Source organism: Caenibius tardaugens NBRC 16725, assembly GCF_003860345.1.
GTDB lineage: Bacteria > Pseudomonadota > Alphaproteobacteria > Sphingomonadales > Sphingomonadaceae > Caenibius > Caenibius tardaugens.
Genome location: NZ_CP034179.1, coordinates 2808785 through 2829107 on the forward strand (window position 1 = coordinate 2808785; position 20323 = coordinate 2829107).

The 20323-nt window shown below is 62.7% G+C and carries 18 protein-coding genes; all 18 read left to right on the plus strand.

All coding sequences use genetic code 11. The annotated features are described in order from the left end of the window. Nucleotides 1–26: 26 nt before the first annotated feature. The 18 genes from EGO55_RS13200 to ftsZ all read left to right on the plus strand — a co-directional run bounded on the left by EGO55_RS13200 (nt 27) and on the right by ftsZ (nt 20204). The gene (locus EGO55_RS13200; protein WP_021690375.1) at nt 27–365 is read left to right on the plus strand and encodes a hypothetical protein; all 339 of its coding nucleotides are present in this window, start codon (nt 27–29) and stop codon (nt 363–365) included. Continuing rightward, nucleotides 346–1107: a Gldg family protein gene (locus EGO55_RS13205; RefSeq protein WP_021690376.1), complete on the plus strand. Its 762-nt coding sequence runs from the start codon at nt 346–348 to the stop codon at nt 1105–1107. Before EGO55_RS13200 ends, EGO55_RS13205 begins: the two co-directional genes overlap by 20 nt. Before the next feature lie 335 nt (nt 1108–1442). Further along, the gene (locus tag EGO55_RS13210; protein ID WP_021690377.1) at nt 1443–1982 is read left to right on the plus strand and encodes a division/cell wall cluster transcriptional repressor MraZ; all 540 of its coding nucleotides are present in this window, start codon (nt 1443–1445) and stop codon (nt 1980–1982) included. Next, on the plus strand, nt 1979–2923 hold the full coding sequence (rsmH, locus tag EGO55_RS13215) for a 16S rRNA (cytosine(1402)-N(4))-methyltransferase RsmH (protein ID WP_021690378.1): 945 nt from the start codon (nt 1979–1981) through the stop codon (nt 2921–2923). The genes EGO55_RS13210 and rsmH overlap by 4 nt, the downstream gene beginning before the upstream one ends. After that, nucleotides 2923–3444, plus strand: coding sequence for a hypothetical protein (locus tag EGO55_RS13220; protein WP_021690379.1), 522 nt, complete (start codon nt 2923–2925; stop codon nt 3442–3444). The genes rsmH and EGO55_RS13220 overlap by 1 nt, the downstream gene beginning before the upstream one ends. Continuing rightward, the gene (locus tag EGO55_RS13225) at nt 3441–5165 is read left to right on the plus strand and encodes a peptidoglycan D,D-transpeptidase FtsI family protein (protein ID WP_021690380.1); all 1725 of its coding nucleotides are present in this window, start codon (nt 3441–3443) and stop codon (nt 5163–5165) included. The genes EGO55_RS13220 and EGO55_RS13225 overlap by 4 nt, the downstream gene beginning before the upstream one ends. Beyond that, nucleotides 5162–6649 carry a UDP-N-acetylmuramoyl-L-alanyl-D-glutamate--2,6-diaminopimelate ligase gene (locus tag EGO55_RS13230; RefSeq protein ID WP_021690381.1) on the plus strand — a complete coding sequence of 496 codons (1488 nt, stop codon included), beginning with the start codon at nt 5162–5164 and terminating at the stop codon, nt 6647–6649. Before EGO55_RS13225 ends, EGO55_RS13230 begins: the two co-directional genes overlap by 4 nt. Continuing rightward, complete coding sequence (locus EGO55_RS13235) at nt 6646–8106, plus strand: UDP-N-acetylmuramoyl-tripeptide--D-alanyl-D-alanine ligase (protein ID WP_021690382.1); 1461 nt, start codon at nt 6646–6648, stop codon at nt 8104–8106. Before EGO55_RS13230 ends, EGO55_RS13235 begins: the two co-directional genes overlap by 4 nt. Next, a complete protein-coding gene (gene mraY, locus EGO55_RS13240) occupies nt 8106–9176 on the plus strand; it encodes a phospho-N-acetylmuramoyl-pentapeptide-transferase (RefSeq protein ID WP_021690383.1) in 1071 nt (356 codons plus the stop codon). The genes EGO55_RS13235 and mraY overlap by 1 nt, the downstream gene beginning before the upstream one ends. After that, nucleotides 9173–10534 carry a UDP-N-acetylmuramoyl-L-alanine--D-glutamate ligase gene (gene murD, locus EGO55_RS13245; RefSeq protein WP_021690384.1) on the plus strand — a complete coding sequence of 454 codons (1362 nt, stop codon included), beginning with the start codon at nt 9173–9175 and terminating at the stop codon, nt 10532–10534. Before mraY ends, murD begins: the two co-directional genes overlap by 4 nt. Next, nucleotides 10531–11757 (plus strand): FtsW/RodA/SpoVE family cell cycle protein, encoded by a 1227-nt coding sequence (locus EGO55_RS13250; protein ID WP_021690385.1) that lies wholly within the window; start codon nt 10531–10533, stop codon nt 11755–11757. The genes murD and EGO55_RS13250 overlap by 4 nt, the downstream gene beginning before the upstream one ends. After that, complete coding sequence (murG, locus tag EGO55_RS13255; RefSeq protein ID WP_021690386.1) at nt 11754–12935, plus strand: undecaprenyldiphospho-muramoylpentapeptide beta-N-acetylglucosaminyltransferase; 1182 nt, start codon at nt 11754–11756, stop codon at nt 12933–12935. Before EGO55_RS13250 ends, murG begins: the two co-directional genes overlap by 4 nt. Continuing rightward, nucleotides 12932–14350 (plus strand): UDP-N-acetylmuramate--L-alanine ligase, encoded by a 1419-nt coding sequence (gene murC, locus EGO55_RS13260; RefSeq protein WP_021690387.1) that lies wholly within the window; start codon nt 12932–12934, stop codon nt 14348–14350. Before murG ends, murC begins: the two co-directional genes overlap by 4 nt. Nucleotides 14351–14373: 23 nt before the next feature. Then, nucleotides 14374–15288 (plus strand): UDP-N-acetylmuramate dehydrogenase, encoded by a 915-nt coding sequence (gene murB, locus EGO55_RS13265; protein WP_040715984.1) that lies wholly within the window; start codon nt 14374–14376, stop codon nt 15286–15288. Further along, nucleotides 15285–16262 carry a D-alanine--D-alanine ligase gene (locus tag EGO55_RS13270; protein ID WP_021690389.1) on the plus strand — a complete coding sequence of 326 codons (978 nt, stop codon included), beginning with the start codon at nt 15285–15287 and terminating at the stop codon, nt 16260–16262. Before murB ends, EGO55_RS13270 begins: the two co-directional genes overlap by 4 nt. Further along, nucleotides 16262–17173: a cell division protein FtsQ/DivIB gene (locus EGO55_RS13275; protein ID WP_021690390.1), complete on the plus strand. Its 912-nt coding sequence runs from the start codon at nt 16262–16264 to the stop codon at nt 17171–17173. The genes EGO55_RS13270 and EGO55_RS13275 overlap by 1 nt, the downstream gene beginning before the upstream one ends. Before the next feature lie 2 nt (nt 17174–17175). Beyond that, nucleotides 17176–18459: a cell division protein FtsA gene (ftsA, locus tag EGO55_RS13280; RefSeq protein WP_021690391.1), complete on the plus strand. Its 1284-nt coding sequence runs from the start codon at nt 17176–17178 to the stop codon at nt 18457–18459. 131 nt (nt 18460–18590) lie between these two features. Then, complete coding sequence (gene ftsZ, locus EGO55_RS13285; RefSeq protein WP_021690392.1) at nt 18591–20204, plus strand: cell division protein FtsZ; 1614 nt, start codon at nt 18591–18593, stop codon at nt 20202–20204. The last annotated feature ends 119 nt before the right edge of the window (nt 20205–20323 follow it).

Genomic DNA, 20323 nt, shown 5'->3' on the forward strand with positions numbered 1-20323 from the left:
CGCCCTTGCGGTAGCTTCCGCACATTATGGCGGACATTTCCATCATTCCGCAGCCGGACGGCGCGGGCGAGCAGGAAGAGCTGCCCGTACCGCTGGGCGGTACGCGGGCTGAGGCGATTTTTCGTCTTCAGATCGGTGTCGCAGGTCTTGCCGCGATGCTGATGATGATCGGTCTCGCCAATATCGTGATGGATCGGGCCAAGGAAACCGAAGCCACCACCGTGCCAGAGGCGGCGAGCGGTGTTTCCAGCAAATCCTCCTCGGTGAGCACCAGCGATCCACTTGCCGATGCAGGCGTGGTTCCATCGGCCAAGACTGACGATACGAATGGAAAGAAACGCGCCAATGGCGCGCCGAAGCCGTAATCTCGCCGCCCTGCTGCTCGTACTGGTGCTCGTCGTTCTTGCGGCGGCGGCATGGGCGATGCGCGAACCGCGCGACAAGCCTGTGCTGGGGCTGTTCTCGACGTTGCCGATCTACTGGGGCGAGGCGGAGGATCTGAACGCCTTGCTGGTGCTAGACGGGCATACGCACTGGGTGCGGACCTTGCTGGAACGCGATTATACCTTGCGGCCGTTGGACGTGATCGGGGGCGCCAGCCAGCCCGTTCCTTTGGACAAGATTTCGTATCTTGTGCTTGCCCAGCCGCGTGCTCTGGCGCCCGCAGAGAATGTCGCCCTTGATCGCTGGGTGCGAGGCGGGGGGCGCCTGCTGCTGTTTGCCGATCCGATGCTGACCGAACATTCGCATTTTGCATTGGGCGACCCGCGGCGCCCGCATGGCGTGGTCTTGCTGTCGCCGATCTTGCGGCGCTGGGGGCTCGACTTGCAGTTCGACGATGCCCAGCCTGCGGGGGTGCATGCGGTGCCTCTGTTCGGCCTGTCGCTGCCCGTCGATCTGCCGGGGCGCTTCCGTCTGCTTCCGCAGGGGGAAGGCACGGGGGCCTGCACGCTCCATGGCGCAGGGCTGGCGGCTGAATGTACGATTGGCAAAGGGCGGGTACTCATCCTCGCCGATGCAGCCGTGCTCGATGGGGAAAACGCGGGACGGGCTGCCCGTGAAGCGGCGCTGACCGCACTGACCGCGCGCATTTTCCGCGACAACTGAGCATCTCTCGCCAGGATATCCTGAAAATCGGGGAAATTACGGGACACCACGGGCATTATCCGTGGGTCGTTCAAGAGATTCGCAGAATTCAGCCAATTTTCCACGAGAACAATATGAAAACATTCTGGTTTTCGGAAAGGCGGGATTGTAAAAAAATCAAATAAAAACAACATATTAACATATAATCCCCTAATTTCCCGTGTTTTTCCCTTTTTTCCCGGGTCTCTCCGGGTTATGAAGATCGCATATCGGACATGGTTCCACGCCGCACTCCATCTTCGGAAGGGTGATCCGGCCCTGCTTCTGCAGGGTTCGTGCGGGGGAGACCTTGTCTGATGCAGGGATTAACCCACGATTTGGGGGGACACGGCGAAGTGGCGGCGGTGCAGCCTTCTGGATATAGCGGTCAGGGCTTCTCGCTGCGTGGCGAGAAGGGCCGTTTTGTCCTGCCGCCGGCTTTCCGCAAATCGGTCAAGGAATCCAGCGACGGCCGCGTGCTCTGCCTCGTCAAGCATGAGCGTTGGAACTGCCTGACCGGATTTGGCCTGTCGCGGCGCAACGAACTGGAAGCCCAGCTCGACCGGGAAGAAGAGCGTGCGCTTCGCCTCAATCGCGAATTCGACCGTGATCTGCGTGCCTCGCAGCTGTACCAGTTCATCGAAGTGCCCTTCGATGAAAGCGGCCGGTTCATCATGCCGGATTATCTGGTGGAACTGGGGCGTCTCGATCAGGGCGTGTATTTTCAGGGCGCCGGGAGCTTCTTCACTTTGTGGAATCCCAAGGAACTCTACGCCATGGGCGAAGGGTGGGAAGGCGCACAGGCGGCATGCAAAATGCTTGAGGCTGAGGCGCTTGCCAAGGGGAAAAAGGCATGAACGCGCCGCATATCCCCGTGCTCCTCGATGAAGTGATCGCCGCGCTGGCACCCCGGCCGGGTGATGTGATCGTCGATGCCACCTTCGGGGCCGGGGGCTATACCCGGGCCCTGCTGGATGCCGGCGCGACCGTGCATGCCTTCGATCGCGATCCCGATGCCATCGCTGCGGGGCGTACCTGGCCGGAAACAGTGGAAAATCCTCCGCGGCTCATTCTCCATCCGCGTCGTTTCTCCGAAATGGTGTCTTCCCTTTCCGACGCGGGAGTCGCCCGAGTCGACGGGGTTGTGATGGATATCGGTGTTTCTTCAATGCAGCTTGACCAGGCGGAGCGCGGCTTCGCTTTTTCCACGGATGGACCGCTGGACATGCGGATGAGCCAGGAAGGGGAAAGTGCAGCCGATTTCGTGAACAACGCGCCCGAGGAAAATATCGCAGACGTGCTGTTCCAGCTTGGGGAAGAGCGGCAGTCGCGCCGTGTGGCCCGTGCCATCGTTGCCGCGCGCCCGCTGACCACCACGGGCGAACTCGCCCGCGTGGTGCGCAAGGCGCTCGGTTATCGGCCCGGTGCGCCGAAAGATCCCGCGACGCGCAGTTTTCAGGCGATCCGCATCCATGTGAACGCGGAACTGGATGAACTGAACAGCGCCTTGCATGCCGCCGAAGTGCTGCTGTGCGAAGGCGGTCGGCTGGCTGTGGTCAGCTTTCACAGCCTCGAGGACCGGATTGTGAAGCGCTATCTGCGTGAGGCGTCCGGTTCGGTGGGGCGTGGTTCGCGTCATTTGCCCGCTGCCAATGATGCGGCGGAACCCGTGTTTGCCCGCGTCAGCAAGGCTATCCGTCCTTCGGATGCGGAAACCGCCCGTAATCCGCGCGCGCGTTCGGCCACTTTGCGGGCCGCGCTACGCACAGCCACACCTGCCCGAAAGGAGGCCGCGTAATGCTTCCTTCCGCCCGTATGCGTTCCATTGGCTGGGCTGTTGTCCTGACCGTCTGCATCGCCCTGTTTGTCGGTCTGACGTTTCAGGTCAATTCGGTGAAGAGCCAGGTGCGTCTGGCCGAACGCCGTATCGTGTCGCTCGAGCGCGAGAAATTGCTGCTGGAAACGGAGTTCGAGACCCGGGCCAGCCAGCACCAGCTCGCCAACTGGAATACAGTGGAATTCGGTTATCGGGCGCCCCGCGCCGACCAGTTCCTCGAAAATGAGCGTCAGTTGGCCAGCCTCGGCACGCCGCCTGCGATCGGTGCACCCGATCCCATCCGTGTGGCCAGCGCCGATGTGCAGGACGATGGCGGAGAGGCATTCCCCGCCATGGTTTCGCCGTTGACCGGCAAGGCTTTCGCCGCTGAAGTGGATGAAGAGAGCGAACGCCATGCGGCGCATCGCGAAACGCTTTCCGGGCGGCTGACGCGCGGTGCGGCGCGGATTGTCATCTCCGCCGGAGCGGAAGTCGCCGAATGACGGCGCTGAGCGCCAGAACTGCGATTACATCCGGACGCGTCACGCTCGTCAACGTGCGCCAGCGCTCCCTGCTCACCGCCCGGTTGCGGGTGCTGTGGGTTGTCGCTGTTTTTGCGCTCGTGGCGCTCGCTGCCGTTGTGCGGATCATTTATCTCGGGCTTTTCCAGGAAGCGCCGACCAACCGTTCGTTGAGCGAGGCCCTGCTGCCGCCACGCGGTGAAATTGCGGATCGCAACGGGGTTCCGCTGGCCCGTGCGTTTCCGGCCTATGCGCTGTGGTTCAATCCGGAAGCGCTGGATGATGGCGGATCGCCATTGATCAAGACGCCGGAGGAAGTCGCCCGCGAACTGGTGCGTATTTTCCCGGATATGGATGTCAAGACGCTGGCCGCGCGCCTGGCCACGGGCCGTCCCGGCTACTTGCGCCGCCGTCTTTTGCCGGAAGAGGCCAACCGGGTCCAGGCGATTGGCGAAATCGCGCTGGAAATTCCGCAGGAAACAGAGCGGTTCTATCCGCAGGGTTCCATGGCGTCGCACGTGCTGGGCTATGTCAGCGCGGACGGCCACGGCAAAGTGGGCATGGAAGAAGTGCTCGACAAGCAGTTGAGCGATCCCGCCCACCGCGGGCAAGCTGCGGTGCTGTCGATCGACACGCGCGTGCAGGGTGCGCTGGAAGACGAATTGCAGAAGGGCATGCTCGCCACGAACGCGGTGGGCGCGGCCGGCATTATTCTGGATGTGGATACGGGTGAGGTTCTGGCACTGGCATCGCTGCCGGCCTTCGACCCGAACAAGATCGACGGCGCGGGCGCGAAGAACATGTTCAACCGGGTGACCAACCAGGTTTACGAACTGGGTTCGACATTCAAACCGTTGACGGTGGCGGCCGCGATCGATGCAGGGGTCGTGACGGACCTGTCCCGGCGGTATCAGGCCAACCGCCCCATCGAAATCGGCGGTTTTCGTATTCGCGATAGCCATACCATTGGTGCCAGTATCAATGTCCCGGAAGCCCTGATCCACTCGTCAAACATCGTTACGGCCCAGATCGCCGACCAGTTGGGCGGCAAGGCGCTGAAACGTACGATGTCCGATCTGGGGATGAACGAACGACCCTATATCGAACTGCCGGCACGCGGTTTTCCGATCTGGCCCAAGGGTGAATGGCCGCGTTTGCGCACGATGACGGTCAGTTATGGCCATGGTATTGCCGTTACCCCGCTGCATCTGGCGTCTGCCTATGCCGCGATGGTCAATGGCGGGATCTGGCGCCCGGCGACACTGCACAAGATCGAACCGGGCCACGCACCGCGCGGTCGGCGGGTGTTCAAGGCATCGACCAGCGCCAAGATGAACCAGTTGCTGCGGATGATCGTTTCCTACGGCACCGGGCGCAAGGCGGATGCACCGGGTTTCCGTATCGGGGGCAAGACCGGTTCGGCGGAAAAGCCGGGTGCAGGCGGGTATCGCCGCACCTCGCTGATTTCCACCTTCGCTGCGGCATTCCCGATGGATCGCCCGCGTTATGTGATCGTGGCCATGCTGGATGAACCGCAAGGCACGGCCGCAAGTTCATTCCAGCGTACCGCCGCATGGAATGCCGCGCCGATTGTCGGCAAGGTCGTTCCCCGCGTGGGTCCATTGCTGGGTGTCATGCCGGATGAAACCCGCGATGTTGATCTCACCGATGTCCTGCCGCTGGTGAAGGGCGGCAAGCAATGAAACTGGGCGAGCTGGCAGCGTCGTGTGGATACGGCGTTTCCCGCTGCGGAGACGACACGGTCACCGGCTTCGCCATCGATCATCGCAAGGTTGCCCCGGGCACGGTTTTTGGCGCGTTTCAGGGCGCCACGGTCAATGGGGAGGATTTCATTCCCGCAGCCATCGCGGCAGGTGCGATTGCCGTGGTCGCCCGGCCCGAAGCCGTGGTCGAGGGTGCGGACCATATCGCCGATGCCGAACCGCGCCGCGCCTTTGCGCGTCTGGCCGCGCCGTTCTTCGCGCCGTTTCCCGACCAGATCGTCGCGGTGACGGGGACCAATGGCAAGACTTCGACCGTGGAAATGACCCGCCAGATATGGCGCATGGCAGGGCATCGTTCCGCATCGATCGGCACCCTTGGCGTGACCACGGCGGACGGTTCCGTTTCGACCGGGCTGACCACGCCGGATATTGTGACCTTTCTGTCCAACCTCAGCGGGCTGGCGCGCGAAGGTGTGAGCCATGTCGCCTACGAAGCCTCCAGCCACGGGCTTGCGCAGTTTCGCAACGAAGGGCCACGTGTCGCGGCGGGCGCGTTCACCAATCTCAGCCGCGATCATCTCGATTATCACGGCACGATGGACGCCTATTTCGCGGCAAAGATGCGCCTGTTTGACGATGTTGTCGCCGAACAGGGGTCTGCTGTTGTCGCCATCGGCGATATGTCGGCCCCGGATGGACATTGGGCCGGACAGGCTGTCGAGCACGCGCGCAGACGGGGGTTGCGCGTGCTCACCGTGGGTGAGCAGGCTTCTGGGATCGGCCTGCTCGCCCGTGAACCCGGGCATCTGGGCCAGAAGCTGGAGATTGCCTACGAAGGCACCCGGCTGACGGTCATGTTGCCGTTGATCGGTGCCTATCAGGCCGCCAATGCGCTGGTTTCCGCAGGGCTTGTGCTGGCAACGGGCGGGGACGGTGCGCGCACGTTCGACGCGCTTTCCCGTTTGCAGCCTGTGCCTGGGCGCCTTGAACGTGCGGCGATCACACCGCGCGGGGCGCCGGTCTATATCGACTATGCCCATACGCCCGATGCGCTGGAAGCCGCCATTGCGGCCTTGCGGCCGCACACCAGCGGACGGCTGATTACCGTGTTCGGCGCCGGTGGCGATCGCGACACGGGCAAGCGGGCGCCGATGGGTGTGGCGGCCATGAAAGGGTCCGATCTTGTGATTGTCACGGACGACAATCCGCGTGGTGAAGATCCGGCGGTGATCCGCGCCATGGTGCTGGAAGGCGCCAGTGGGGCGCGGGAAGTGCCCGACCGGCGGGAGGCTATCGCCATCGCCATTGCCGAAGCGCGCGAGGGGGACATCGTCCTCGTTGCGGGCAAGGGGCATGAGCAGGGGCAGATCGTGGGGCGTGGAGAGGCGACCCGTGTGCTGCCATTCGATGATGTTAAAGTAGCGAGAGAATGCGCAGGCGTTCCCATGGGAGAAACACAATGAATGCCCACCGCGCGATTTTGGTATGGCCCGATATCGTCGAAGACAGCGCCCCCCGCGCTCTTTGGGATGCGGCGGCCATTGCCCGTGCAACGGGCGGTGTCGCCAGCGGCGATTTTCTCTGTTCGGGGGTGGAAATCGATTCACGCGATGTGCGCGAAGGCGATTTGTTCTTTGCACTGAAAGGCGAAACGATGGACGGCCATCGTTTTCTCGATGCTGCCTTCGCCAACGGGGCCAGTGCGGCTGTTGTCGACCGGCCCATTCCGCAACCCCACATACTGGTGAAAGATACGAACCGTGCGCTGGAAGCCTTGGCCAGGGCATCGCGTGAACGGATGCAGGGAAAGGCCATCGGCGTCACGGGTTCTGTCGGTAAGACGGGCGTGAAAGAGGCCATTTTCGCGGCGCTGGATCGGTCCAGCCGGGGATCGGCGCATCGTTCGGTCAAAAGCTACAACAACCATGTCGGCGTGCCGCTCAGCCTGGCACGGTGCCCGGAGAACGCCAGTTATGGCATTTTCGAAATGGGTATGAACCATTCCGGCGAGATCGCGGCGCTGACGGCGCAAGTGCGCCCGCATGTCGCGGTGATCACCACAATCGCACCGGCCCATATCGAGAGCCTCGGCAGTGAAGAGGCTATTGCGGATGCCAAGGCGGAAGTGTTCGCCGGCCTGCTGCCCGGGGGGACGGCGATCATTCCGGCGGACAGTGCGCATTTCGAACGGCTGCGCGATGCCGCGCTGGCATGCGGTGCGAAAGTCATTTCATTTGGCGCTGCGGCGCATGCTGACGTGCGGTTGCTGGACAGCGTGCCAGCCAGCAACGGCGGATCGCTGGTGACGGCGGACATGGGCGATACGCGCATCTGCTACACCGTGGCGGCTGCGGGCGAACACTGGATCACCAATTCGCTGGCCGTGATGGCCGCCGTGCGTGCGGCAGGCGGTGATCTGGGGGCGGCGGGCCTTTCTCTTGCGGAAATGCCGGGTCTTGCCGGGCGCGGTGCGCGCCATCAGATCGCGCTGGGCAATGGCGCCTCGGCCTTGCTGATCGATGAAAGCTACAATGCCAATCCCGCATCGATGCGCGCCACGCTGAAGCAATTGGGCGAGACACCGGCGCGCCGGCGCATTGCGGTGCTGGGCGCGATGAAGGAACTGGGCGATTTTACCCCGGCATTCCATGCCGCGCTGGCGGAACCTCTGGCCGCTTCGGGTGCCGAATTCGCCTTGCTGGTCGGCCCCGAAATGGACGCGCTTGCGCGGGAACTGGGGAAAGGCGTTACCGGCACGCTTGGCAAGCCGATCGGCTTCGCCCATTGCGCAAATACAGAGGAAGCTGTTGCTGTTCTTTCCGGTTTTGGCCTGGAAGATGGCGATGCCATTCTCGTCAAGGGATCCAATTCCGTCGGGCTGGCCGGGCTCGTCGCGCATTTCTCCGGCAAGGAGGGCTGATGCTATATCTGATCGCACAATGGCTTGATTTTGAAGGACCTGCCAATCTTGTGCGGTACCAGACCTTTCGCGCCGGGGCGACGCTGATCACAGCGTTGATTATCGGTCTCGTGATCGGTCCACGCTTCATCAACATGTTGCGCGTGCGCCAGGGCAAAGGGCAGCCTATCCGTGAGGATGGGCCGCAGTCGCATCTGGCCAAGCGTGGCACGCCCACGATGGGAGGCCTGATGATCCTGATTTCGCTGTTGCTGGCGATGGTGCTGTGGATGGATGTCTACAGCCCGTTCGTCTGGGCCTGCATGGCGGTAACGGTGGGTTTCGGCCTGATCGGCTTTCTCGACGATTATGACAAGGTTCGCAAATCGCATCACAAAGGGGTGCCGGGCCGCGTGCGGTTGCTGGCCGAATTCGTGGTGGCGGGCATTGCGGCGTGGATTATCGTCAGCCAGATCAACACCAATCTCTATGTTCCGTTCGTGTCGGGGTTCTCCATTCCGCTCGGGCCGCTTTACTACGTGTTTGCCGCTTTCGTGATTGTGGGTGCGGGCAATGCCGTCAATCTGACGGATGGGCTCGATGGTCTCGCCACGATGCCCGTGGTCATTGCGGCCGGTACCTTTGCCCTGATCTGCTATCTGGTCGGCCGTGTCGATTACTCGGCCTATCTCGGCATTCCGCATGTTCCGGGGGCAGGCGAACTGGCGATTTACTGCGCGGCAATCATGGGTGCAGGGCTGGCGTTCCTGTGGTTCAACGCACCACCCGCCGCCGTGTTTATGGGCGATACCGGCAGTCTTGCACTGGGCGGCGCGCTGGGGGCGATTGCGGTGGCATCGCACCACGAAATCGTGTTGGCGATTGTCGGCGGCCTGTTCGTGCTCGAAGCCGCTTCAGTGATCATTCAGGTGTTCTTCTTCAAACGGACGGGCAAACGGGTGTTCCGTATGGCCCCGATCCATCATCATTTTGAACAACTCGGCTGGGCGGAATCGACCGTTGTCATCCGTTTCTGGATTGTGTCGATTGTACTTGCATTGCTGGGCCTTGCCACGCTGAAACTCAGGTGATCACTTCCCCCATCTTCTCCGGCAAACGGTATGCCGTTCTGGGTCTGGCACGATCGGGGATGGCGACGGTTGAAACACTGCTGGCCAGCGGTGCGCATGTCGTCGCCTGGGACCGACAGGAAGAACCGCGCGCCGCACTGGCGGGCAGGGCGGAACTGGCTGATCCGCTGGCGATCGATTTGACGGGATTTGATGGGGTGGTGGTGTCTCCGGGCGTGCCGCTCAACACCCACCCCATTGCTGCCAAAGCGTCGGCGGCAGGGGTTCCGGTGATCGGCGATATCGAATTGTTCGCGCTGGCCCGGCCTTCGCTGCCGCGCCACAAGGTGATCGGGATCACCGGCACCAACGGCAAGTCGACCACCACGGCACTGGTGCATCACATCGTGGAAAGCGCGGGTCTACCCGCGCGGATGGGCGGTAACATCGGCTTGCCGATCCTCGGTCAGGAACCTTTGCCGGAAGGCGGGGTCTATGTGCTCGAACTGTCGAGTTATCAGATCGATCTGACCTATTCGCTGGATTGCGATGCCGCGGCGCTGACCAATATCACCCCCGATCATCTCGACCGGTATGACGGGTTCGACGCCTATGTCGCATCGAAAGCGCGGCTCTTCGCCATGCAGGCGCCCACGCATGAGGCGGCGTTCGGTTGCGATGACGAACCGACCCGCGCAATCTACGCGGTGGAGCGGGCGCGGCGGCCCGATGGCATGGCACGTCCGATCGATCTTGCTGCCTTGGCGCCGTTGCAGCAGGAATGGCCATCGTTGCAAGGGCCGCACAATTTGCAAAACGCCGCCATCGCTGTCGCGCTGACCGAAGCGGTGGGCGTGGGCGAAGCGCAATGGCGCGCAGCGCTGGCCAGCTTTCGTGGGCTTCCGCACCGGATGGAACGGATTGCGGAGGCCAACGGTGTGCTGTTCATCAACGACAGCAAGGCCACCAATCCGGCATCGACCGCACCAGCTCTCGCCGCCTATCCGCCGAACCCCGAACCCCGGGTGCATTGGATTTTGGGCGGCTTGCCCAAGGGAGAAGACCTGGGCGAATGCGCAGAGTATTTCGGCAATGTCGCCCGCGCCTACACGATTGGCGAGGCCGGGCCGCTATTCGCATCCATTCTCGAACCGCTGATGCCGGTGGAACGTTGCGAAATGCTGTACGAAGCAGTGCGCCGCGTGCTCGAATTCGTTCGCCCGGGCGATGTGGTGCTGTTTTCGCCCGCTTGCGCCAGTTTCGATCAGTTTCGTGACTACGAAGCGCGGGGGGATGCATTCCGCCAGTTTGTGACCGCGCTGATCGACGCCAGCCCGGAGCCTGATAACTGCGGCGCATTCGGGCGGGCCGGGTCGTGAACGCCGGCAGCCGCCCTTATATCCCGGGACCGGGGGAGCGCACGGGCAGGCCAGCCAGTGCGCGGCGTGACCGGCGCACGGAAATCCGTATCTGGTGGCGCGAGATCGATCGTACGCTGCTGTTTATCGTGCTTCTGCTGATGACCTTCGGGTCGCTGGCCGTGGCTGTCGCGTCGCCGGCCAGCGCGCATCGTCTGTCGACATCGGCGGTAAAACTGCCCGATCTCCACTTTTTCTGGATGCATCTGCGTTGGCAGTTTCTGGGGCTGATCGCGATGATCAGCGTTTCGATGTTGCCGCGTGAGGTGGCCCGTCGGACAGGTATCCTGCTGGGCGCCGCGATGCTGGTGCTGCTGGTGCTGGTCCCACTGGTCGGGTCGGAAGTGAACGGGGCCAAGCGTTGGCTGAAACTGGGGTTGACCATCCAGCCTTCGGAATTTCTCAAACCGGCCTTCGCGATCGGGCTGGCATGGATTCTGTCGTGGCGGCTGCGCGATCATAACCTGCCGGTGGTTGCGATCAGCGGGGGCGTGATGGCGCTGGTCGGGGTGCTGCTGATGTTGCAGCCGGATTTCGGTTCGACGATCCTGTTCGCGGGCGTATGGTTCGTGCTGATCCTGCTTTCGGGGATTCCGGTCAAGCGTATGGGCTGGTTGATGGGTGTGGGTGTAGCCGGTCTGACAGCCGCCTATTTCCTTTATGACAACGCCCGCCATCGCATTGACGCCTTTCTTGGTGGCGGCACAGCCTTCGATCAGGTCGACCTTGCCAGCCGCGCGCTGCTTGCCGGGGGCTGGACAGGCAGCGGCATGTGGCTGGGTGTGCGCAAGATGTCGCTGCCCGAAGCCCACACCGACTATATCTTCTCCGTGATTGGCGAGGAATTCGGTCTGCTGGCTTGCGGATTGGTGGTCTTGCTTTATCTGGCCTTCACCGTCCGGGTTCTGGTGCGGCTGGTGGATGAAGAGGATCTGTTCACGATTCTTGCGGCCGCTGGTCTCACCGCGCAGATCGGGGGGCAGGCTTTCATCAATATTCTGGTTAATCTGCAGCTGTTTCCTTCGAAGGGCATGACTTTGCCGCTTATCAGCTACGGCGGTTCCTCCACCGTCGCCCTGTGTCTCACCGTCGGTTTCCTGTTGGCGATAACGCGCCGCAACCCGTTTCTCAGTCGTGAAAAGTTCGACTGGAAACATGCGCTTAGTACCGGAGATATGGCATGAGCGGCGTTGTGCAGCATTTCGTTCTCGCCGCGGGCGGAACCGGCGGACACCTCATCCCGGCGTTTGCGCTGGCGCAGGAATTGACTGCGCGCGGGCATCATGTCGCCCTGATCACGGATGAACGCGGGGCAGCCATTCCGGGCAAGCCCGATGCGCTGACTGCGCATGTCCTGCCCGCAGGCCGGATTACCAAGAACCCGCTCAGCTGGGTAAAGGGAACGCGCGCGATCATGGAAGGGCGGCGCATGGCGCTGCGCCTGTTCGAAAGCTTCGATCCCAGCGCGGTGGTCGGTTTCGGCGGATATCCTGCCTTGCCCGCCCTGCTGGCCGCGACTTCGGCGGGAATTCCCAGCGTCATTCACGAACAGAACGCCGTTCTCGGGCGGGTAAACCGCCTGCTGGCAGGCCGGGTGCAGGCCATTGCCACGGCCTATCCGGAAGTAAGCCGGCTGGCCGACAAGTATCTCGGCAAAGTGCATCTGGTGGGCAATCCCGTGCGCCCCGAAGTGCTGGATCTGCGCAACCGGCCATTTCCGCCCTTCACCGATGAAGGTCTGCTGCGCGTTCTCGTGACTGGCGGTAGCCAGGGCGCGCGCGTCCTGTCCGAAGTGGTGCCCGATGGGCTGGCGATGCTGCCGCCGGCCTTGCGTTCGCGCCTGCAGGTGACCCAGCAATGTCGCCCCGAAGACATGGAGGCCGTGCGTGGGCGCTATACCGGGCATCATATTCCTGCGGAACTGGGCACCTATTTTGAAGATATGGCGTCGCGTCTTGCCGATGCGCACCTGTTTATCGGGCGTGCCGGGGCCTCCACCATTGCGGAACTGACCGCTGTGGGGCGGCCCGCCATTCTGGTGCCGCTGCCGATTGCGACAGACGATCATCAGGCGGCCAATACGCGGGAAATGGTCAAGGCTGGCGGCGCGCGTTCGATCCGGCAGGACAGGTTCACCGCGAAAGAACTGGCAAAACAGATACAGGTCATGGCGCAGCGGCCCGACACATTGGCCAATGCCGCCCATGCCGCCTGGAATTGCGGGCGCCCCCATGCGGCGCGGGATCTGGCCGATCTGGTGGAAGGTTTCGGCGGGACGCCGTTGATGGATGTGATTCGCGTGGGCGGCACAGAAGCGCCAGCTTCGGGTAGCGAGGCGCTGGCAAGGGAATCAGTACAATGAAGGGCGTCGCCACCGATATCGGGACGATCCATTTTGTCGGCATCGGCGGTATCGGCATGTCCGGTATCGCAGAAGTCATGCATAATCTGGGCTACAAGGTGCAGGGGTCTGACATTGCGGTTAGCGCGTCGGTTGAACGGCTGCGGGCGCGGGGCATTGCCGTGCACATCGGGCATAATGCCGAAAATGTCGAAGGCGTGGCGGTTGTCGTCACCTCCACCGCAGTGCGGCGTACCAATCCCGAAGTGGCCGCCGCGCTGGAACACCGCATTCCCGTGGTTCGCCGGGCGGAAATGCTGGCCGAATTGATGCGGCTGAAGAACACGGTCGCCGTCGCCGGGACGCATGGCAAGACGACCACGACCAGCATGATCGCGACCTTGCTCGATGCGGGCGGAGTCGATCCCACGGTGATCAACGGGGGCGTGATCGAAAGCTACGGATCCAACGCGCGGCTCGGCGGCAGCGAGTGGATGGTTGTCGAAGCCGATGAAAGCGACGGCAGTTTCCTGCGGCTGGACGGAACGATCGCGGTCGTCACCAATATCGATCCCGAACATCTCGATCATTACGGTTCGTTCGAGGCGGTGAAGAACGCCTTTGTCGAATTCATCGAGAACGTGCCGTTTTATGGCGCGGCGATCCTGTGCATCGACCATCCCGAAGTGCAGTCGGTGGTCGGCCGGGTGCGCGATCGCCGGGTGGTAACATACGGGTTCTCGTTGCAGGCCGACGTGCGCGGGGAAAATGTCACACCGCATATCGGCGGCAACCGCTTCGATGTGTCGATCCGCGACCGTGATGGGGCGGAACGGCGGATCGAAGGGATCGAACTGCCTATGCCGGGGCGGCACAATGTGCAGAATGCGCTGGCGGCTGTCGCAGTGGCGGTCGAAATGGGCTGCCCCGATGATGTCATTCGGGGCGGCTTCGCCAAGTTTGGCGGTGTGCGCCGCCGCTTTACCCGGGCGGGTGAGGTCAGGATGGCATCGGGTGTGGTGACTGTAATCGATGATTACGCCCATCATCCCGTGGAGATTCAGGCGGTCCTCTCCGCCGCGCGGGAATCATCGACCAATCGCGTTCTGGCCGTGGTGCAGCCGCACCGTTACACGCGTCTGCGCGATCTGATGGACGAATTCCAGAACTGCTTCAACGATGCGGATATCGTGTTTGCGGCGCCGGTCTATCCCGCGGGCGAACAGCCGATCGAGGGCGTGGATAGCGCCGCGCTGGTCGCCGGGCTGAAAGCCCGTGGTCATCGCGCCGCCGCCGTTATCGAAGGGCCGGAAGCACTGGCCGATGCACTGGCCGCAATGGTCGAACCCGGCGATCTGGTGGTCTGTCTGGGTGCGGGCGACATTACAAAGTGGGCAGCGGGCCTGGCTCCGGCCATTGCGGAGCGGCAGGGATGAGCGTGCAGCCCAACGACTGGCTGATGGATAGCGGCACGACCGCCGCAACCAGTCTGTCACCCGATATGGTCCGAGGGAAACTGACCGCGAATGCGCCATTGGCACCACTGGTGTGGTTCAAGGCGGGCGGTGCGGCCGACTGGCTTTTCGAACCGGCGGATCTTGACGATCTGACCCGGTTCCTCGGCACGGTGAACGGCGGCATGCAGGTCATGGCGCTGGGGCTGGGTTCCAATCTGATCGTACGCGATGGCGGGGTGCCGGGTGTGGTGATCCGTCTGGGCAAGGCTTTTGCCAAAGTCCGCGATCTGGGCGATTGCGTGCTGGAATGCGGCGGCGGGGCCAGCGGGATACTCGTGGCTTCGACCGCGCGCGATGCGGGCATTGCCGGGCTGGAGTTTCTGCGCGGCATTCCGGGGACGGTGGGCGGCTTCGTGCGTATGAACGGCGGCGCCTATGGCCGCGAAGTGTCCGATGTGCTTGTCGATTGCGATGTGGTGTTGGCCGATGGCACGCTGATTACGCTGCCCGCGCGCGATTTGCGCTATACCTATCGCCATTCGGCCTTGCCGGACGGTGCGGTCGTGGTCGCGGCCCGATTCCGTGGGCAACCGGGCGATCCTGTGGCGATCGGCGCGGAAATGGACCGGATCGCCGCAGCCCGCGAGGAAAGCCAGCCGCTGCGGTCCAAGACCGGTGGATCGACTTTCAAGAACCCGTCGGGAGACAAGGCATGGCGGCTGGTGGATGCCGCCGGATGCCGTGGGCTGACGATGGGTGGCGCGCAAGTCAGCGAAAAACACACCAATTTCCTGATCAACACCGGCAACGCCACCAGTGCGGAGATCGAAGGGTTGGGTGAAGAGGTGCGCCGCCGCGTGCGGGCAAGCCAGGGTGTGGCCCTGGAATGGGAAATTCAGAGAGTAGGCAGACCGTGACGCTTCCGAAACTGCATGTGGCCGTATTGATGGGCGGCTGGTCGAACGAACGGCCGGTTTCGCTGATGAGCGGCGAGGGCGTCGCCACGGCATTGGAAGAACGGGGCCATCGTGTCACCCGCATCGATATGGATCGCGATGTGGCCGCGCGCCTTGCCGCGGCCAAACCCGATGTTGTGTTCAACGCCTTGCATGGGGTTCCGGGCGAAGACGGCACGGTGCAGGGCATGCTCGATCTCATGGGCATTCCCTATACGCATTCCGGGCTGGCGACTTCGGTCATCGCGATTGACAAGGAACTGACCAAGCAGGCGCTGGTCCCCCATGGCGTGCCGATGCCGGGCGGACGGATTGTGAAGAGCGCGGAACTCTATGAAGCCGACCCCTTGGCGCGGCCTTATGTGCTGAAGCCGGTGAACGAAGGGTCTTCGGTCGGTGTGGCGATTGTCACGCGGGATTCCAACTACGGCAATCCTATCCGCAAGGATGTGGTGGGGCCGTGGCAGCAGTTCGACGAATTGTTGGCCGAGCCCTATATCCGGGGGCATGAACTGACGACGGCGGTGATCGCCGGGCCGGATGGCCCCCGTGCGCTGACTGTCACCGAACTGGTGCCCAAATCGGGCTTCTACGATTTCGATGCCAAGTACACCGATGGCCTGACCGAACATGTGTGCCCGGCACAGATTCCCGATAATATTGCTGACCTGTGCAAGAGCTATGCAGTGCAGGCGCATCGCCTGCTCGGCTGCAAGGGGACCAGCCGTTCCGATTTTCGTTGGGATGATGAACAGGGGGAGGCGGGGCTTTTCCTGTTGGAAACCAACACACAACCGGGGATGACTCCGCTTAGCCTGGTACCGGAACAGGCAAGGTATTGCGGAATGACATATGGTGAACTGGTCGAAGCGATCATCGCCGATGCTCTGGATCATGGCAACGGGGCAGGAAACGGAGGGGCAGGGACTAACTGATGGCCCAGACGATCAAGCGGGGGGGCAAAGGTGTTCGTCGGGCGGCGGCGGCACGGGGCGCCGCGCGCAAGGTTGACAAGGCGAAAGCGCACACCGGGTCCGTTGTGGATACCGCGATGCGCTGGCTGCCTTTCACCGAGGAGCAATTGCACCGCTTCTTCCTGTTCGTGATTTTTGCCGTCGCCATCGCCATGGCATGGGTGGTCGCCAGCCTTGCGGGCCTGCCCGCCCTGGCGCATGCGCAACTGGCGCAGTTTGCATCCAATGCCGGCTTTGAGGTGCGCCGCGTGGAAGTGCGCGGCGTGGAACATATGAACGAGCTCAAGGTTTACGAGCGGGTGCTGGGCGAACGCGATCGGGCGATGCCGCTGGTCGATCTCGATGTCGTGCGCACCGATTTGCTCGGGTTGAGCTGGGTCAAGGATGCGCGAGTTTCGCGCCAGCTGCCCGATACGCTGGTGGTCGATATCGTGGAGCGGGAACCGCACGCCGTATTGCGCAAGCCCAACAGGCTGGTGCTGATCGATGAAACGGGCGTGGAGTTGGAGCCGATTTCGGCGGCGGCGGCAAAAGGGCGCCTGATCGTATCGGGGCCGGGCGCCGCGATGCAGGTGCCGATGCTGGGCCAGTTGCTCGATGCAGCGCCCGCCCTGAAGCCTCAGGTGACCGAGGCGGAATGGATCGGCAATCGCCGCTGGAATCTGACGTTCAAGACGGGGCAGGTTCTGGCTCTGCCGCAAGGCGAAAAACCTTCGGCAACCGCATTGATTGCGTTTGCGCGACTGGATGGGGTCAACCGCCTGCTGGGCGGCAAGGTCGCGATATTCGACATGCGCGCGCCAGAGCGTATATATATGCGTATCCCGGGCCGTGCCGCAGAGGCGGTCAAGGCTGGCGAGGAGCGTAAGTAGCTATGGCCGCGACGCCGCGCATCACCCGCGTTTTTGGTGCGATCAACATCGGTTCATTCCGCATTTCGGCGATGATCGCCGGATTGTCGGAAACCGGCGAGATGATCGTGCTGGGTTCCGGGCACAGGGCCGCACAAGGGATCAAGCGCGGTTATGTGACCGATATGGCCGCAGCGACATACGCCGTGCGCGATGCGCTCGAACGGGCGGAACGGATCGCCAATACCAGCGTCTCCAGCGTCTGGATCGGCTGTTCCGGTGCGGGGCTGTCCAGCAGAATTGCGGAAGTCGAGATCGAGATCGGCGGACGCCGGATCGAGGAAGAGGATATCGAGCGTTTGCTTGCCGCCGGGCGGGAAACGATCCAACCCGATGGCCGCATGGTGTTGCATGCGCAACCGGCCCACTACACGCTGGATGGTGCGCATGGCGTGGCCAATCCGAAAGGGTTGCATGCCGAACGGCTAGGCGTGGATATCCATGTGATGATGGCGGACGGCGCACCGATCCGGAATATCAAGGAAGCGGTACAGAACGCGCATCTTCAAGTGGAAGGCGTTGTCGGCTCGCCCGTGTCGGCGGGCTATGCCTGTCTTAGCCATGAAGAGCGGGAACTGGGCGTCGCGCTGGTCGAGTTCGGCGGGGAAGTCACCAATGTCTCGGTTTATGCAGGCGGCATGTTGCTGGGCCTCACCGCGATCCCGATGGGGTCGGCGGATATCACCGATGCCGTGGCCTCTGCCTTCGGCATTCGCCGGTTCCAGGCGGAACGTCTGAAATGCGTCGCGGGGTCCGCGATTGCCAGCCCGGCCGATCATCGCGAGATGATTCCTGTTTCGGGACCGGGCGAGGAAGGTTCGACCCCATTGGCGCGCCATGCGGATGACAAGAATCGTATCCCACGCGCGGAATTGATCTCGGTCATCACCGGGCAACTGGATCGCCTTATGAAAGAAGTGGGCAAGGCGCTCAAGGATATGGGTTTTTCAGGGCCGCGTGGACATCAGGTGGTGTTGACCGGTGGCGGGGCGGAACTCGCCGGGATAGCGGACTATGCGCAGAACGCGTTGGGCAAGCCGGTGCGCATTGGCCGCCCACCTGCACTGCGTGGCCTGCCGGAAGCACATTCTGTCCCCGGTTTCGCCACTTTGGCGGGGCTCGTCCTTTACGCGGCGGCGGCCCCGGTAGATATCCGTTCGATCGGTCCGAAACATCAGGCAACCAGCCGTTATACCGGCTTCGGATTGGTCGATCGGGTGTTCGGTGCGTTGAAAGAGTATTTTTGAGCGGCAAAGTGCACCCTGTGCACCACTAACGCTTGTGGAAAAGGTTAATTTCGCTTTGCACGTGCGATTCGCTTTGTGGCACAAGCAAGCGCAAGTGGATCCATACGTTTTCGTCCCTTGGAGGGAGCATTATGAGCATCAATATCGGCCCGCCTTCTGTAGATGAACTGCGCCCGCGCATCACTGTAATCGGTGTTGGCGGCGCGGGTGGCAACGCAATCGCGAATATGATCCAGGCGCAGATTGAAGGCGTCGACTTCATTGTCGCGAATACCGATGCGCAGGCATTGAACAATTCGATTGCCGATACGCGCATTCAGCTCGGGCCGGACATCACGCAGGGGCTCGGCGCGGGATCGCGGCCGGAAGTCGGCCGTGCCGCTGCCGAAGAAACGGTCGAGGAACTGGAACGTTCGCTCGACGGCGTGAACATGTGCTTTATTGCGGCCGGTATGGGCGGCGGTACCGGCACGGGCGCTGCGCCTGTCATCGCCGAAGTCGCCCGCCGCAAGGGCGTGCTGACAGTGGGCGTGGTGACCAAGCCCTTCCTCTTCGAAGGCGCGCGCCGGATGCGTTCGGCCGAAGCGGGCATCGAAGAACTGCAGAAGCATGTCGACACGCTGATCGTCATTCCCAACCAGAACCTGTTCCTGGTGGCGAAGGCGGAAACGACCTTCAAGGAAGCCTTCCAGCTTGCGGACGAAGTGCTGCAGCAGGGCGTCCGTTCGATCACCGACCTCATGGTCATGCCCGGCCTGATCAACCTCGACTTTGCCGACGTCCGTTCGGTGATGAGCGAAATGGGCAAGGCAATGATGGGTACCGGTGAAGGCGAAGGCCCGAATCGGGCACTCGAAGCGGCGGAACGGGCGATTGCCAACCCGCTGCTCGACGGCGTTTCCATGACCGGCGCCAAGGGCGTGATCATTTCGATTATCGGCGGCGACGATATGAAGCTGCTCGAAGTCGATGAAGCGGCCAACCACATTCGCGAACTGGTCGATGCCGACGCGAATATTATCTGGGGTTCCGCGTTCAATCCGGATCTCGAAGGCAAAGTGCGCGTATCGGTTGTGGCAACCGGTATCGATCAGGATGCCATCCCGCAGCATGCCGAACCGCGCCCGCTTAACCTCGGCGCGGGCCGTGCGCCCAAGCGTCCGGTCCTGCCTTTGCCCAGCGAAGCGGAACTGGCGCAGGACGTCCCTGCCGCAGCGGTCAGCGAAACTCCTGCCGCCGCGCCTGTTGTGCCCCAGGCGTTTGAGCCGTTTTCCCCGCAAGTGAACGCGTCGGCCCCGCCTCAAGAACCCGCCTATCAGGCCCCCAGCGAACCGTCGTTCGGTGGATACACGGGCGCTGAAGCGGAACCGGCCGCGCCGCAGGGCGGGGCAGAGGAACCGTTTGAACTGACCTTTGCGCTGGATGAAAGCCAGCCCGAAACCGCTGCGCCAGCTGCTGAACCGGTGGAACAGGCCAATGGTGCCGCCGATGATGGCCTGCTGCGCGATGCCGATCGACTGGCAGCCGAAGATGCGCCGGTTTCGCCGGGTGTCACCGGGCGTCGCCGGGGGATTCTCGGTGGTGGCGCCGGTGGTGGATCGCCCGCATCGTCTGGCGGGGGCAGCACGCTGTTTGAGCGTATGGCCAATCTTTCCCGCAGCGCGCGGAATGAAGATGACGACGATGACGATGGCGGCTCGGCGCTCAATATTCCGCGTTTCCTCGGTCGTCAGAACAACCAATAGCTTTGCATCCTCCTGTTCGCGCCCGGTTCATCCGGGTGCGGGCAGGAAGATGGCGACCTGGCTGTGGGGTCAGGGCGGAAGCGAAGGTTATATTGCATAGCTTCACAAGACATATGCGG